This window comes from Allobaileyella intestinalis, from assembly GCF_009695865.1.
In the GTDB taxonomy this organism is placed as follows: Bacteria; Bacillota; Clostridia; order Peptostreptococcales; family Anaerovoracaceae; genus Allobaileyella; species Allobaileyella intestinalis.
Genome location: NZ_VUNB01000003.1, coordinates 318,802 through 334,353 on the forward strand (window position 1 = coordinate 318,802; position 15,552 = coordinate 334,353).

General features: G+C 43.5%; 14 protein-coding genes. All 14 read left to right on the forward strand.

Features of this window, described 5'->3' with window-relative positions:
• Positions 1-28 precede the first annotated feature (28 nt).
• Positions 29-454 (forward strand): DapH/DapD/GlmU-related protein, encoded by a 426-nt coding sequence (locus tag FYJ66_RS04920; protein ID WP_154572396.1) that lies wholly within the window; start codon positions 29-31, stop codon positions 452-454.
• Positions 447-1,694: an O-antigen ligase family protein gene (locus tag FYJ66_RS04925; protein WP_154572397.1), complete on the forward strand. Its 1,248-nt coding sequence runs from the start codon at positions 447-449 to the stop codon at positions 1,692-1,694. Before FYJ66_RS04920 ends, FYJ66_RS04925 begins: the two co-directional genes overlap by 8 nt.
• Positions 1,695-2,579 carry a glycosyltransferase family 2 protein gene (locus FYJ66_RS04930; protein WP_154572398.1) on the forward strand — a complete coding sequence of 295 codons (885 nt, stop codon included), beginning with the start codon at positions 1,695-1,697 and terminating at the stop codon, positions 2,577-2,579.
• A gap of 14 nt (positions 2,580-2,593) precedes the next feature.
• The gene (locus FYJ66_RS04935) at positions 2,594-3,685 is read left to right on the forward strand and encodes an acyltransferase family protein (RefSeq protein WP_154572399.1); all 1,092 of its coding nucleotides are present in this window, start codon (positions 2,594-2,596) and stop codon (positions 3,683-3,685) included.
• Positions 3,686-3,714: 29 nt separating this feature from the next.
• Entirely contained in the window at positions 3,715-4,785 is a 1,071-nt protein-coding gene (locus FYJ66_RS04940) for a glycosyltransferase family 4 protein (RefSeq protein ID WP_154572400.1), read from the forward strand.
• A gap of 263 nt (positions 4,786-5,048) precedes the next feature.
• The gene (locus tag FYJ66_RS04945) at positions 5,049-6,473 is read left to right on the forward strand and encodes an oligosaccharide flippase family protein (protein ID WP_268878603.1); all 1,425 of its coding nucleotides are present in this window, start codon (positions 5,049-5,051) and stop codon (positions 6,471-6,473) included.
• Positions 6,474-6,770: 297 nt separating this feature from the next.
• Positions 6,771-7,217: a VanZ family protein gene (locus tag FYJ66_RS04950; RefSeq protein WP_154572402.1), complete on the forward strand. Its 447-nt coding sequence runs from the start codon at positions 6,771-6,773 to the stop codon at positions 7,215-7,217.
• A gap of 218 nt (positions 7,218-7,435) precedes the next feature.
• Positions 7,436-8,782: a sodium:proton antiporter gene (locus tag FYJ66_RS04955; RefSeq protein ID WP_154572403.1), complete on the forward strand. Its 1,347-nt coding sequence runs from the start codon at positions 7,436-7,438 to the stop codon at positions 8,780-8,782.
• Between the two features lie 12 nt (positions 8,783-8,794).
• On the forward strand, positions 8,795-10,003 hold the full coding sequence (locus FYJ66_RS04960) for a cytidylate kinase-like family protein (protein ID WP_154572404.1): 1,209 nt from the start codon (positions 8,795-8,797) through the stop codon (positions 10,001-10,003).
• A gap of 47 nt (positions 10,004-10,050) precedes the next feature.
• Entirely contained in the window at positions 10,051-11,256 is a 1,206-nt protein-coding gene (locus FYJ66_RS04965; RefSeq protein WP_154572405.1) for a MerR family transcriptional regulator, read from the forward strand.
• Between the two features lie 329 nt (positions 11,257-11,585).
• Positions 11,586-12,626: a dTDP-glucose 4,6-dehydratase gene (gene rfbB, locus FYJ66_RS04970; RefSeq protein WP_154572406.1), complete on the forward strand. Its 1,041-nt coding sequence runs from the start codon at positions 11,586-11,588 to the stop codon at positions 12,624-12,626.
• A gap of 39 nt (positions 12,627-12,665) precedes the next feature.
• On the forward strand, positions 12,666-13,664 hold the full coding sequence (rfbD, locus tag FYJ66_RS04975) for a dTDP-4-dehydrorhamnose reductase (protein WP_154572407.1): 999 nt from the start codon (positions 12,666-12,668) through the stop codon (positions 13,662-13,664).
• The gene (rfbA, locus tag FYJ66_RS04980; protein ID WP_154572408.1) at positions 13,664-14,551 is read left to right on the forward strand and encodes a glucose-1-phosphate thymidylyltransferase RfbA; all 888 of its coding nucleotides are present in this window, start codon (positions 13,664-13,666) and stop codon (positions 14,549-14,551) included. Before rfbD ends, rfbA begins: the two co-directional genes overlap by 1 nt.
• A 53-nt stretch (positions 14,552-14,604) precedes the next feature.
• Positions 14,605-15,213, forward strand: coding sequence for a dTDP-4-dehydrorhamnose 3,5-epimerase (gene rfbC / locus FYJ66_RS04985; RefSeq protein ID WP_154572409.1), 609 nt, complete (start codon positions 14,605-14,607; stop codon positions 15,211-15,213).
• The last annotated feature ends 339 nt before the right edge of the window (positions 15,214-15,552 follow it).

Below are 15,552 nucleotides of genomic sequence, written 5' to 3' on the forward strand. Positions count from 1 at the left end.
ACTTGGTCATGTTGATGTTGGAAAGAACGTGAGCTTTTGCCCTCATGTTGTCTGTGGTGGGGGTACAAACATTCATATTGGTGATAATACATTTATCAATTATAATGTCTGGATCGAGGACAATGTAACTATTGGTAAAAATTGTAATATTGCTTATAAGGTTACGTTTTGTACATCTAATCATAATATCGGTGACAGTAGTCGTAGAGCTGGAAAGAGTACTACGGAAAGAATACAAGTTGGTGATGGGACTTGGATAGGAGCCGGTTCCATTATTCTACCAGGAGTAACAATAGGAAGCGGATGTATTATAGCTGCTGGATCTGTTGTTACTAAAGATTGTGAAAACAATAAGTTATATGCTGGTAATCCAGCTAAGATGATCAAAGATCTTGAAATAATTGAAGATAAAGCCTTGATAAAAAGAAAGAAAAGTCACTGCGCATATGTATAAGATAAACCCAAATAAGTTAATTAATAACCTGGTAAAAATACTGCTGATAAGTACTTTCTTTGATGCGTATTGCCTTTTTTATATTTCGTCATATCCTGTAACTCTTTTTACTATAATCGCAATAATGTTGGTTATAACATCCATTGTAAGTAATGCTTTAAAGCACCAATGGAATCTGAACTTGCAGGAATGCTGGGCTATAATTTTTCTTATATACACCTGTGTTAATTGTATAATATTTTCTTTTTCTAATTTCAATGCTTTATTGCAGGCTATTTTCTTCGTTGTTGTTTTTGTATCATCTAAAAGATATATAAAACTAGAGGAATTTGATGATTGTATATCAGTTTTTCAAATAGGTATGAATACATTATCTGTTTATGGTATTTATCAGTTCTTTGGGAGACTGAGGGGACTGCCATTTACTGATTTAACTATAGTTAATCATATGGTTAATGGTTATAACTGGAGTAATACAACACCGTTCCTTAACACGACTGTCTACAGATCTAATGCAATCTTTCGTGAGCCTTCATTCTTTGCACAATTTTTAGCTATAAATATATTATTTTATATTGTGGCTCTTTTCAATGGACGAAGAGAACGTCGTTCTATATTTTTTATTGCTCTAAATGGAATAGCGTTACTAATGACCCTCTCTGGAACAGGATTTATCATATTTAGTGTAGGACTTCTTATTTATATCTTCTTTAAATTTGGAGATAGAAAATTTTTAAGACATTCAATTGGCTACTTTATAGGATTATTAGTAGTTGCACTTATTGTCATTAGATTCACCCAAGTTGGCAATTATTTAACAGCACGAATAACTGAACTTTTTGTTTATGATAAAGATGCAGCCGCTGGATTTGTACGATTTAGGGCGTGGACGTCTCTGCTGCAAGGAGATTGGGGTCATCATAGACTTATAGGAATTGGTATAGGCGCTTCTAAGGTACTTGTTGAAAAATGGTCATCTGTTTATTATGCTTTGACATTAAATGGTTTTGCCAAGATATTGATTGAGCTTGGAATTATAGGCATTGTTCTTTGGATGTTATTTATAATATCTTTCTTTTGGTGCCAAGTTAAAAAACATTCTGATTATGCTTTGATGATTGTATGCATATTAGTTCCATACATGATATGCCATGATACGTTTTCATCGAATGTTTATTGGATTTTTTTAATTCTGCTAAATTGTTATATATTCACTTGCAAAGAAGAAACGGATGATTAAATGGGGAAAGTGAAATTAGCTGTTATTCTTGTCGATTACAATGGTTTAGAAGATACAATAGAGTGTATCGAGAGTATAGAAAAGTCCACTGTGCAATCACAGATTGTGGTTGTTGACAATGCATCAGAAGAGAATGAGGCAGAGACAATTTCGCACAAGTTCCCGGATGTCAAAACAATTCGTAGCAAAATGAATGGTGGCTTTTCTGCAGGAAATAATTTAGGTATTCGATGGGCATTAGAGCAGGGATATGAGTATATTGCTCTCTTAAATAATGATACCGTAATCGCACCTAATATGTTTGAACTTCTCTGTCAGTATGCATCTGACACATCTGTATCAGCACCAAAAATGCTGTATTATTCAAATCCGGAAACCATCTGGTACGGTGGTGGCAAGATTAATCGAAAGACAGGAAATGCTGAACATTATTATATGAATCAGGTAGATCCCGGAGATAAGACAGTTCGGAAATGCGACTTTGCGACAGGATGCTGCATTATGATTCCAGCTTCAGTTTTCCGTAAGGTAGGGTTACTAGATGAGCGGTTTTTTATGTATTGTGAGGATTCTGAGTTTTGTTTGCGACTCAAGGAAAATGGCATTGGTATTAATTATGTGCCGACAGCTAAACTTTGGCATAAGGTCAGCCAGTCTACAGGCGGTGATGAGTCAGCATTCTCAATCTATTATATGACAAGGAATCGGATATTGTATATTAAAGATCATGAAAAAGAATTTGGGCCAACAGCGCTTGCTTATACTGTAGTTACTCGAATTATCCGAATGATTCAGATGATTGTTAAAGGAAAGACTGAGTGGAGAGCCTTCCAGAAAGGAATCCATGATGGATTAGTAGGAGTCTCAGGTAAAACTGCGCTTTAATAGGGGAGATTTTGATGGACGGAAATGGTCATAGAGTAAAATCAATAGAAGGGATGCGATTCATAATGATGACAGTTATCATACTGTCTCACTGTGAATTCCTTGAAAATACAAGTATTGGCTACTTTTATAGTCGATATCTTCACAACGCAACAATGGGCGTAGATTTCTTCTTCATTGTATCTGGCTTTGGATTATATTTAGCATTTACGAAAAATGCAGCGCAATTTAAAAAAGTACCTATGTTTGATTTTAGAGGGGGGATACGACGCATTAGAAAGCTGTATCCATTGTATATATGCACTATGTTAATTTCGATTGTACCTTATTGTGGTAGCCGGTTGCATGATCAGAGTTTACAGACGGTCGTGGTGAATTCTATTGTGAAATTTGTCCCGTCTCTGTTTTTATTACAGTCACTAACTGGGTTGACGACGTTTTCAATTGCATTTAATGGTGTTGGCTGGTTTTTATCGACGCTGTTTATTCTTTACCTAGTTGCACCATTTCTTGCAAAATCTTTTGAGAAATTTGACGATAGATATACTATGCGGATTTTGATTATAAATATTATTGCTACGGTATTGGCATTTGCGGTATTTAGATTTATAGATATGAGGACCCCTTTTGATGATTTGTCCTACGGATCTCCGTATTTCCGCGTTTTTTTTGTAGGCGACGGTATGATGATTGCTAAATTATTCAAGGAAAAGAAAATACATTATGGGAAATCTGCTTCGGATTTATTTGTTTTTTTAGCCTTGGCCTGGTTCCCTCTACGTAACACTGTTGCAGAATATATATTACCAGAACTGATTAGAACGGTTGATATTGTATTATGCGTGTTGATGATTTGCGCGTTGCTCAACGCAAAAGGATATGTTAATAAGGTTTTCGCCGGAAACACAATAGTATACTTAGGCGGTTTAACTGGCTTAATGTTTTTGATTCATTATCCAATCCGACAGTATATTGGAATGGCAATTGATAATGAAGCAATTTCTATTACTGTTGGTGTCATATGTGCGATAAGTATATTTGTAATGTCGATTTGTATAAGCGCATTCTATATAGCTAAGATGCAAGGAAAAGCTAGAAAGCGATGAAGATTAGATGATTTATATCGGAGACAACAATGGAAAATATATGTTTTATACTGCCACATATTTCACGTGCACCAGTTGGCGGCTACAAGATGGTATTTGAGTATGCAAATCGTTTGGCTTGTGATGGCAATAAAGTACAGTTGCTTTTTATGAATGATGATGCTTTGAAACAGTACCATCTTCCAGAATTTATCAGGGTATCGTTATCCAATCTTGAAACAAAGGTAGAACCACGATGGTTTCATCTGGATTCTTCTATTAAAAAAATATCGAGCAATGATAAAAAGTGGATAAAGAGTGTTGCACATACAGATGTTGTGATTGCAACTAATGTTGAAAGTGTGCCTATTCTAGAAAAAATATTCAGAAGTCAAGAAATTAAGAAGGCATATTTTATTCAGGACTATGAGAACTGGAATGTTGGCGATGAAGTAGTTCGAAGTACATATGCATTAGGTTATATCAACATTGTAGTTTCGGAATGGTTGCAGGAGGTCGTTGATAAGTATTCAAAGAAGCCTTCAATCTTAATTAAGAACCCTATCGATCTAAATGTATATAAAATCATCGTCCCGGTTACGGATAGAAAGGAACACACAGTTTCTGTTCTATATCATGAGAATGATTACAAAGGTGTTAAATATGCTCTGGAAGCCTTAAATCTCTTACATGATTTTTATCCGGACCTTGAAGTTTACATGTTTGGCGTGTTTGATTACAAAAAAGACATCCCTTGGATTCATTACAAACAGAGAGCATCCCAGCAGCAGACTGTTGATATCTATAATAAAACTCGTGTATTTCTGTGCGCAACAATTGAGGAAGGATATGGCCTCACAGGTCTTGAAGCAATGGCCTGTGGCAACGTACTTATATCCACAAATTATCAAGGCGTCAGAGAATATGCTAAGGATGGTTATAATGCACTCCTAAGTCCGGTCAAAGATGTGGATGCACTTGTTGAAAATGTTAAGAGAGTTTTTGAAGACAATGAATTAAGTCAAAGACTTGTCAAAAATGGGCAAGAGTCTATGAAAAATTTTTCATGGGATGAAGCGTATAAGAAGTTTGAAAAGGCTATTATAGATAATACTAAATAATGAGAAGAGCATTAAAATGATGCTTTCACAAGATATATTACTTAAACGGAATGCAAGCATTTTTATAAAGGTAATCTCAATTGTGATGATGACAACACATCCTTCCTGAGGAGTCTTCTGATATTCTCATATGACTATCAATGCCCTGCTGTTCTGATATCAATTGGTTATCTGGACATATAAAGAACTGATAGGAGAATAAACATCTAAGCAACACAATGAATAACAACTTCAAGATACACAGTGTAAAGTTTAATTTTGTAATGAGCATGATAATGAAAATCTCGTCATATATTTTTCCGCTCATTACTATACCATATGTTACTAGAGCACTCGGTGCAACTGCAAATGGAAAGATTTCGTTTGCATCATCTGTAATTAGCTATTTTTTAATGTTTTCACAGCTTGGGATCCCTTCTTATGGAATCCGAGAATGCGCAAAATGTAGGGATAATAAGGAAAAGCTAACTAAAACGGTACAAGAACTATTAATTATTAACAGCATTTCAACTGCCTGCTCGTACATAGCATTAATTACTGCTATGATAATGGTACCGAAACTCCATGAAGAACCTGTACTTCTGATTGTTCAATCGTTCACTATCATATTAAATATGATTGGTATGGATTGGCTTTATCAGGCGATCGAACAATATCAGTATATAACAGTAAGAAATCTTATATTTAAAACACTTTCTGTCGTACTAATGATTATACTGGTTCATAATCCGCAGGACTATATGTTATATAATGCTATAACGGTTCTTAGTGCATCTGGATCATATGTCCTGAACTTTATTAATTGCCGAAAATTTCTTGAGCATAAGACATTCCATGGGGAGTATGAGCTTAGAAAACATTTAAAACCGATATTTATCTTTTTTTCAATGTCTGTTGCTGTTTCTATCTATACTAGCCTTGATACAGTAATGCTTGGATTCATGTCCACGGACAAAGAAGTAGCATTTTATTCTCTAGGGACGAAAATAAAGATGGTCCTAGCAACAACCGTTTCGACTCTTGGACCAGTGCTTCTCCCTAGAATCACCTATGTTCTGGAAAAAGGAGAAGAAAACAAATTTAGAAGATATATTGAGAAGTCTTTACATTTTGTCCTTCTTATGGCATTGCCGTTTACAGTATATTTTACGATAATGGCTCAAAATGTAATACAGATTCTTGGAGGGAGAGAGTATCTTCCAGCCACTTTGTGTATGCAGATTATTAACTTTACGATAATCCCGCTTGGAGTTGGAAATATAGCAGTTTCTCAGATTTTAACTCCAAAGCGCAATGAAATCTATTCAATGTATGCTACAATTATTGGAGCTGTAATAGACTTTGCTTTAAATTGGCTTTTAATACGTAGATTTGGAGCGGCAGGCGCAGCAGCGGCAACAGTAGTCACTGAATGGGCAGTTGCGTGTGTTCAGATAAGGTATGCGTGGGCTGATTTAAAACCAGCATTTAAAAAGATCCCACATTTTGCCTTGATCGTTAGTAATGTTGTATCCGTGGCAGCACTATGTGCTCTTGTTAAAATACTTCCACGTATGAATGTTTTAATTGTGATGATTATCACAGCAGTTGTGTATTTTGGAGTATATGGTTTTACACTTATGATTACAAAAGATGATTTAATAATTGATTATGGAGTCCCTGCCGTCAAGAAGATTTTAAAAAGATAATAGTGGTGCTTTTATTTGAAAAGGTATGAGCGCCTGCCATCCTTACCGGTAGCTCAGGAGTATTTAACAGCCAGGGGAAGATGCCATGCTGCATAAATCACGAACGCCTTCTGACAATTAATATCCCGCGCTCAACAGGCCATCAATCCGAGCTCGTACTACCACTACTCCGCTATCGGATAGCCAACATCCTGTCCGGAATACTGATACCGTAGGTGTTCACCAATCCTCCAGTTACTTCCGGACCGCACCGGCCTTATACCATAATTATGAATGTATTGAGGTGAAGTAGTTTTTGTGTTTAAAAAGTACATTTCCATCCTACTTTTAATTTTAGCCATCCTTCTCATCATTGCCTTTACGCTACAACCGGGCTCAGCGTCAGCAGCGCTTGCTATGCATTTTGTCAATGTTATTGCGAAGATGAATAATAAATTGAATCACACCACGGCAGATTGGTATCCCTTCTACATTCTCGTCCGAAAGTTTGCCCATTCAGTTGAGTATCTGGTGATGGGAGTTGCGTCAAGTTTCTTCTTTCTTGCGTGGGAAAAGAAACATCCATATCTTTTGGCTGTAGTATTCTGTGCAGTTGTGTCGATATGTGATCAGCTCAGTAAGATCGTTGTCCCAGGACGCGAATTCGACATTACGGACATTCCGTTTGATGTGATGGGATATCTGATCGGGATATTATTCGTGTATGCAGCGAGAAATGAGTGGCATAAGTTTAAACAGCGGTGATAGGACTCAGCTTCTCAGCTTCTCAATACCCGTACATCCTCCGCATCCTGTGATTGGGGCGATGTGGAGATTGGCGCTTCTGATCCCATCCACTCAATCCCTTCGAACCCCATCTTATCTCCACCTATCAAAAAACCCATCCCGCTATTGTATTCAATCCCAAAAAGTGACAAACTTATATGCGTGAGTTATTGTGGGAATGGATTGGGGTTAAATAAATGGTTGTTCCTGGATGGCTGTGTGTACCTTTTGCCGGGATGCTGGGGTGTATTGCTCTGCTGCCGGTCATTAAACCGGAATGGTGGGAGAGGAAGCAGCCGGTAGTAGTTGCTTTCTGGTCGGTTCTGGTCATCGTTCTCTATGCATTGGTTTTCGGACCCGGGGCCTCTCTCAAGATGACCGTGGGATGCATCGTTGACGATTACATCAGCTTTATTGTTCTTCTTTTTGGTTTGTACTGTGCCTCGGGCAATATTTCTTTTGAAGGGGATCTGGCCGGATCTCCCCGGGTAAATGTAGTTCTTCTGGCCATAGGAACTGTTCTGGCCAGTTTTATCGGCACCACTGGTGCCAGCATGCTTATGGTGCGGCCTGTGATTAGGATGAATTCCTGGCGCAGCAACCGGGCCCACATAATGATCTTTTTTATTTTCCTCGTATCAAATATGGGGGGCTGCCTTACACCTGTAGGTGACCCGCCTCTTCTCATGGGCTTCATGAACGGAGTTCCTTTTACATGGAGCTTCCGCCTTCTGCCTGTTCTTCTCATCAACATGGTGGTTATCCTGACGATTTTCTATTTCATAGACCGGAAGTACTATCTCCGTGATGTAGCTGCCGGGTTCAGGCCTGAAATCAACGTCAAAGGCACAAAGCTTAAGTTCAATGGCGCCCACAATCTCCTTTTCTTCGGAATGATTATTGCCGGAGTTGTTCTCAGCGGAATTCTGCCGGGCAAGAAGATTTTTCACGACAGCACCGGAGGGCTGGTGGGAATCCATTTTCCAGGGGGAGCGACTCTTTCAGTTCCGGATATAATCGAAATCGCAATTATCCTTCTGGCCGCATGGCTGTCATTTAAGACTACAGATCCTTCGGTTAGAACCAGCAACCACATGACCTGGGGAGCTATCAAGGAAGTTGCGGTGCTTTTCATAGGAATTTTCCTTACCATGCAGCCGGCACTCCAGCTCCTGAAGTCCATGGGACCTGAGCTGGGGCTGGAGACTCCGTCTCAGATGTTCTGGGCTACAGGCATTCTGTCCAGCTTCCTGGACAATACGCCAACCTATCTGGTATTCGCAACCACCGCAGGATCACTGGATTTTTCCACGGGAATACAGACCGCCCTGGGCATACTTCCGGAGTCCATGCTAATGGCCATATCTGCCGGCGCCGTGTTCATGGGTGCTATGACTTATATTGGAAATGCGCCTAACTTCATGATAAAGTCTCTTTCCGATGAGAATGGTGTGCGCATGCCGTCCTTCTTCGGCTACATGAAGTGGTCGGTGCTGATCCTCGTTCCGGTGTTCCTCATGGACACCTTGATATTTTTCCTGTAGGAGGCGGCTGTTATGAGTGAAGATAAGAAAATCAGCGTCGCCCGGTTTGCAGGCGATGTATACGATTTGGATCTAAGAGTATATGAGGCGCTGGGCTCTTCCCTGGGCCGGGTTTTCACAGCCGACAGGAAGCGGAATGTGAAGGCAGTGGAGGATGCTATAACAGGTGGAAGAGAACATATCGTCCGCAGTGAGGTGGCCCTCATTGGAAATATGGCCCGGACGATTCCTGACCCGAAGGTGCGCCGCGAGATTATGGGTCAGTACAGCCAGCTGATGAAGACCATGAACCTTATCCTTCAGGGATATAGAGATGAAGGCATCAGGAATCAGCACAAGGCGGAGCTGGACGAGCTGAACCTGAAAGAAAGATTTGGAAAAACAGATAATCTGATTATCTGCATCGGCCGTTCCTACGGCTGCGGCGGAGAGTACATAGGTTTCGGCCTGGCAGATACACTCCATGCCGATTACTATGATGCGGAAATCCTCTCGGCTATTTTGAAAAGCAGAGAAGAAAGGCCGGACAATTCCGCCTCGTCGGAGTCCGGCAGCGATGATAGCAAAATGACCTACAACTGGCAGGATACGGGGAAGAATGTAAATCCAGGCCTGGCCTACATCGAGAAACCCGAATCTGTTAAGGAGCACATCCACAAGATCAACATCTGCCACGGCCTTCCCCCGAGAGACGCAATTTTTTTCCACCAGACCGACCTTATTCTTGATCTGGCTAAACGGAAGAACTTCATTATCATGGGCCGCTGCGCCGACCAGATCCTGACCAACAACAATGTGCCTCACATCAGCATTTTTCTCACCGCTCCAGAGGAGCTGCGGATCCAGCGAATCATGAACCTTAATCAGGTGGATCACAAAACTGCAAAGAAACAGGTGCGCCAGGTGGACAAAGCCCACGCATCTTACTATAAGTATTTTTCCGGAAAAGAATGGGGCGATGCCAACAACTACGACCTGTGCATAAACACGTCGATATTCGGAGTTCAGGGAACCATCGACTTCATCCTTAGAATGATCGGCCTTGAGGACCGCCACGGAATTCACGGCGCATCAAATATGAACAATATAAAGTCCGGCGGCCTGAAACAGCCCCGGAATCCTGAAACGGTGTACGAGCCGGCAGCTGCCGGAAGAAACGGAGAAGGCATATCTGGAGATACGGGAAGCAGCGCTCTTCTCCTGCGGGCCAGCGACCGGTAAATAGATGGCAGATGCCTTCAGCTGGCTCACTGCCTGAAGATAGAAATATGGACAGTAAGAAAAAGAATTTGTATTCATCCGGTCAGTTCGCCGAGAAGGCGGGAGTCTCTCTCAGGACTATCCGGTACTACGACAAAAAGAACATCCTGAAGCCCTCCTACAGAACGGAGTCAGGAGCCAGGTACTATTCGGACCAGGATTTTACCAGGCTTCAGCAGATCCTCCTGTGGAAGTACCTGGGCTTCTCCCTTGATGAAATCCGGGAAATGACCCTGGCCGCCAACGAGAAGGGGGCCCTCCTGGGGTCTCTTGGCATACAGAAGAAACTGGTGGAAGAGCGGATCTGGGAGATGGAAGATGTGGCCAGGTCCATAGACAATCTGTACCGGGCAATCGAGGGAGACCGGCCGGTGGAATGGGACCAGATGGTGGAGCTCATCCACAAAACAGCAATGGAGAGGAGCCTCACCCAGCAGTACAAAAGCGCCGCCAACATTTCTGCCCGCATCCGCCTTCACCACGATTTTTCCCGGAACAAAGAAGGGTGGTTTCACTGGATTTTCAGGCAGTGCGGCCTTTCAGATGGAATGAAGATTCTTGAGGTAGGCTGCGGCAACGGCGCCCTGTGGTTCGAGAATGCCGGAAGTCTTCCGGAAAAAACGGAGCTGGTTCTTTCGGACTTGTCCGGGGGCATGGTCCATGACGCTCAGCGCCAGATTAACAATGCTTTTGCATCTGCATGTCCAGCTGAGAATATTTCCTTCCAGGTAATTGACTGCCAGAATATTCCCTTCCTGGAAAATTCCTTTGACCTGGTAATAGCAAATCACGTTTTCTTCTATTGTGATGATGTGGACCAGGCCATCAGGGAATGTGCGCGGGTTCTGAAGCCAGGAGGGAAGCTGATCTGCAGCACCTACAGCTCCCGCCACATGAAGGAGATCACAGAGCTGGTCCAGGACTTTGATCCTGAAATCGTTCTGGCGGCAGAGAAGCTGGATGCCCACTTCGGTAAAGAGAACGGCGAGGCTCTGCTCCGGGAAAGCTTCACCAGTGTTCAATGGATTCAATATGAAGATTCCATCGAGATAGACCAGAGCGAGCCCCTGATTGCATACATCCTGTCCTGTCACGGCAACCAGAACAGGCGCCTGCTGGACAGGTTCAAGGAGTTCCGCTCTTATGTGGAGAAACAGGTTCAGGGAGGATTTCACATAACCAAGGACGCAGGGGTGTTCCTCTGCAGCAAGTAGGTGCCGCCCATTTCAAGTCAATTGCCGGCTGATTGCCGGCCCATTGCAGGTTTGTTGCCGCCCATTGCAGGGCAATGAGAGGGCCTGGAATTATATGTTGTGGAGAAAATTCATCAAAAATACATATAAAGGGGTTGAAGGTGACGTTACGTCACCTTTTATTATTGTAGCCGTAATCAGGGAAGAAGTATGAAGTGCACCGGCAAGCTGCTGTGCATCAGCAGCATGTACCGTAAATCTTCGGCAATATCCCTGAGTAACTTATTCCTTACGTAACTAAAGAAGAAATCAATTTTTTCCAAGAACCTATAAAACCAGGAGGAATTCCAATGAACATTATTGTAACTGGAGGCGCCGGCTTCATCGGCAGCAACTTCGTTTTCTTTGAGCTGGAGAACCACCCGGAGGACAGGATAATCTGCCTGGACTCCCTGACTTATGCAGGAAACCTTTCAACTCTGGCTTCTGTAATGGACAAGCCGAACTTCCGCTTTGTGAAGCTGGACATCTGCGACAGAGAAGGGGTGTATAAGCTTTTTGAGGAAGAGCATCCTGACATTGTGGTAAACTTCGCCGCAGAGTCTCACGTAGACCGTTCTATTGAGAACCCGGAGGTTTTCCTTCAGACAAACATTATCGGAACAGAGGTCCTTATGGACGCATGCCGGAAATACGGAATCAAGCGGTACCATCAGGTATCCACTGACGAGGTTTACGGGGATCTGCCTCTGGACAGACCGGATCTGTTCTTCCATGAGGACACGCCGATCCACACATCCAGCCCGTACAGCACATCAAAGGCATCGGCAGATCTGCTGGTTAACGCCTACCACAGAACTTACGGCCTGCCTGTAACCATCAGCCGCTGCTCCAACAACTACGGCCCTTACCAGTTCCCGGAGAAGCTGATTCCGCTGATGATCGCCAACGCTCTGGCCGACAAGCCCCTGCCTGTATACGGAGAGGGACTGAACGTCCGTGACTGGCTTTATGTTGAGGACCACTGCAAGGCCATCGACCTTATTATGAGGAAGGGAACTGTAGGAGAGGTTTATAACATCGGCGGTCACAACGAAATGAGAAACATCGACATCGTAAAGCTCATCTGTGATTATCTGGAAAAGCCATACAGCCTCATTGAGCACGTAACCGACCGTAAGGGCCACGATCAGCGTTATGCCATCGACCCTACAAAGATCCACAACGAGCTGGGCTGGCTCCCTGAAACCATGTTCAAGGACGGAATCCGCAAGACCATCCAGTGGTACCTGGACAACAAGGAATGGTGGGAGAACATTATTTCCGGCGAGTATCAGAATTACTTTGAGAAAATGTACGGAGACAGACTGGCAGAGGCCGGCAGGAACTAGTGCCCCTCCGGTGATACCGGTAAGAAAAGGAGAATGGATATGAAAGTATTTGTAACAGGTGTGGGCGGCCAGCTGGGCCACGACGTGATGAACGAACTGGCAGCAAGAGGCCACCAGGGTGTAGGCAGTGACAGAGCCCCTGAGTACAAAGGAGTTCAGGACGGTTCTGCTGTGACGGCCATGCCTTACGTATCAATGGACATAACTGACAAGGAAGCTGTCAGGAAAATCATCCAGGAAGTGAAGCCCGACGCCATCGTTCACTGTGCAGCCTGGACTGCCGTTGACGCAGCTGAGGACCAGGACAAGCAGGAAACAGTATGGTCCGTAAACGTTGAGGGAACCAGGAACATTGCCGAGGCCGCAAAGTCCGTAGATGCAAAGATGATGTATTTCAGCACTGACTACGTTTTCGATGGTCAGGGCGAAGCTCCGTGGGATCCGGACAGCAAGGAATACGCTCCAATCAACTTCTACGGCAAGTCTAAGCTGGGGGGCGAGCTGGCAGTTTCAGAGGTTCTGGAAAAATATTTTATAGTTCGTATTGCCTGGGTTTTCGGGGTAAACGGGAACAATTTCATAAAGACCATGCTGAAGGTAGGCCAGTCTCACGATGAGGTCAGGGTAGTGTGCGATCAGATCGGAACTCCAACATACACACTGGACCTGGCAAAGCTTGTTGTGGACATGATCGAAACAGAGAAGTACGGCTACTATCATGCTACAAACTCCGAGCTGCCTGAGGCAGATGGCTCTTCGGAAAAACCGGAAACTGCCACGGAAACCGCAGACTGCAGCACAAAGACCGGATATATTTCCTGGTATGATTTTACAAGAGAAATATACCGCCAGGCGGGCCTCACCACAAAAATCACTCCGGTAACTACTGAGGAGTACGGCCTGTCCAAGGCTGCAAGGCCGGCCAACAGCAGACTGGACAAGAGCAAGCTGGAAAAAAACGGTTTCAGCCCTCTTCCAACCTGGCCTGACGCCGTTGCAAGATATCTGAAGATCCTGAAAGAGCAGGAGGTGTTCTAATGAAAGGAATCGTACTGGCCGGCGGATCCGGCACAAGACTGTATCCAATTACCATGGTAACCAGCAAACAGCTGCTGCCAATCTACGACAAGCCTATGATCTATTATCCTCTGTCAACCCTGATGCTGGCAGGGATAAAAGACATTCTGATAATCTCAACACCTGAGGACACACCGAGGTTTGAGGCTCTCCTGGGAGATGGCAGCCAGTTCGGCATAAACCTGTCTTACAAAGTCCAGCCTTCACCAGACGGACTCGCCCAGGCCTTCACTATTGGAGAGGACTTTATCGGTGATGAAGCCTGCGCCATGGTGCTGGGAGATAATATTTTCTATGGAAACGGTTTCGGCCGCATTCTCCGCCAGGCAGCTGCAGATGCAGAGGAAAACAACAAGGCCACTGTCTTCGGATATTACGTGGAGGATCCGGAGCGCTTCGGAATCGTGGAGTTCGATGAAAACGGCAAGGCCGTATCTCTTGAGGAAAAACCTGCTCACCCTAAGAGCAACTACGCAGTAACCGGCCTTTATTTCTATCCTGCCGGCGTTAGCAAAAAGGCCCACCAGGTAAAACCTTCTGCAAGGGGAGAGCTGGAGATTACAACCCTTAACGAAATGTATCTTGATCAGGAGCAGCTGAACGTTCAGCTCCTGGGACGGGGCTTCGCATGGCTGGACACAGGAACTATGGAGAGCCTTCTGGAAGCAGCTGAGTTCGTAAAAACCATCGAGACCCTTCAGGGCATTACAATTTCAGCGCCGGAAGAGATTGCATATATCAACAAGTGGATCGATTCGGAAAAACTTCTTGAAGCAGCGGAGGCTTACGGCAAGAGCAGATACGGAAAGCACCTGAAGCACGTGGCTGAGGGAAGAGTGAAGTACTAATAAGTATTAATCAGTATTAATAAGGAAGATATTGTAATAATCACGGAGAAAATATGGGACAGATAAAAGTAGAAAAAAACGTAGGAGGCATTGAAGGCCTTTGCGTCATTACCCCTGCAGTCCACGGTGACGAGAGGGGATACTTTATGGAAACTTATAATGAAAGAGATATGAAGGAAGCCGGACTTGATATTCAGTTCGTCCAGGACAATCAGTCCATGAGCACCAAGGGAGTGCTGAGAGGCCTTCACTTCCAGAAAAACTATCCTCAGTGCAAGCTGGTAAGAGCTGTAAGAGGAGAGGTCTTTGACGTGGCAGTAGATCTCAGGTCAGATTCAAAAACCTGCGGAAAGTGGTTCGGCGTTACCTTGAGTGCAGAGAACAAGAAGCAGTTCCTCATTCCAGAAGGCTTCGCCCATGGCTTCCTTGTCCTTTCCGACGAGGCAGAATTCTGCTATAAGGTAAATGACTTCTGGCACGCAAACGACGAAGGCGGACTTGCCTGGAACGATCCTGAAATCGGCATCCAGTGGCCTGAGGTCACCGGGACCTGGAAGGGCACACCTTCAGCAGAAGGATACGCTCTTTCCGACGGCACACCACTGAACCTTTCAGAGAAAGACCAGAAGTGGGCAGGATTGAAAGATACCTTTAAATTCTAAAATGAGGGGATAAAGCCGTATATCCGTATGTTGAAGGCCTTTGGCACATCCATCCTTCGGAAAATAGAGAATAAGGCACAGGCCTCAAATAAAAATTTAAAAAAATCTAAATTAGCTATTGACCAACGGTTGAAATAGTAGTAACATACTTAAGCCGTTGCGAACGGCAAGTAAACATCGGAACTGACGAACAAATTTCTGAAAAGAAAATGAAAAAAGTTCTTGACAGAGAGTTGATTCCGAGGTATACTAAACGAGTTGTCGCTTGAAGCGATGACAGCACATTGAAAACTAAATAGTACAAAGAAACCAGTCGAAAGAACTGTAGCAATACAGACT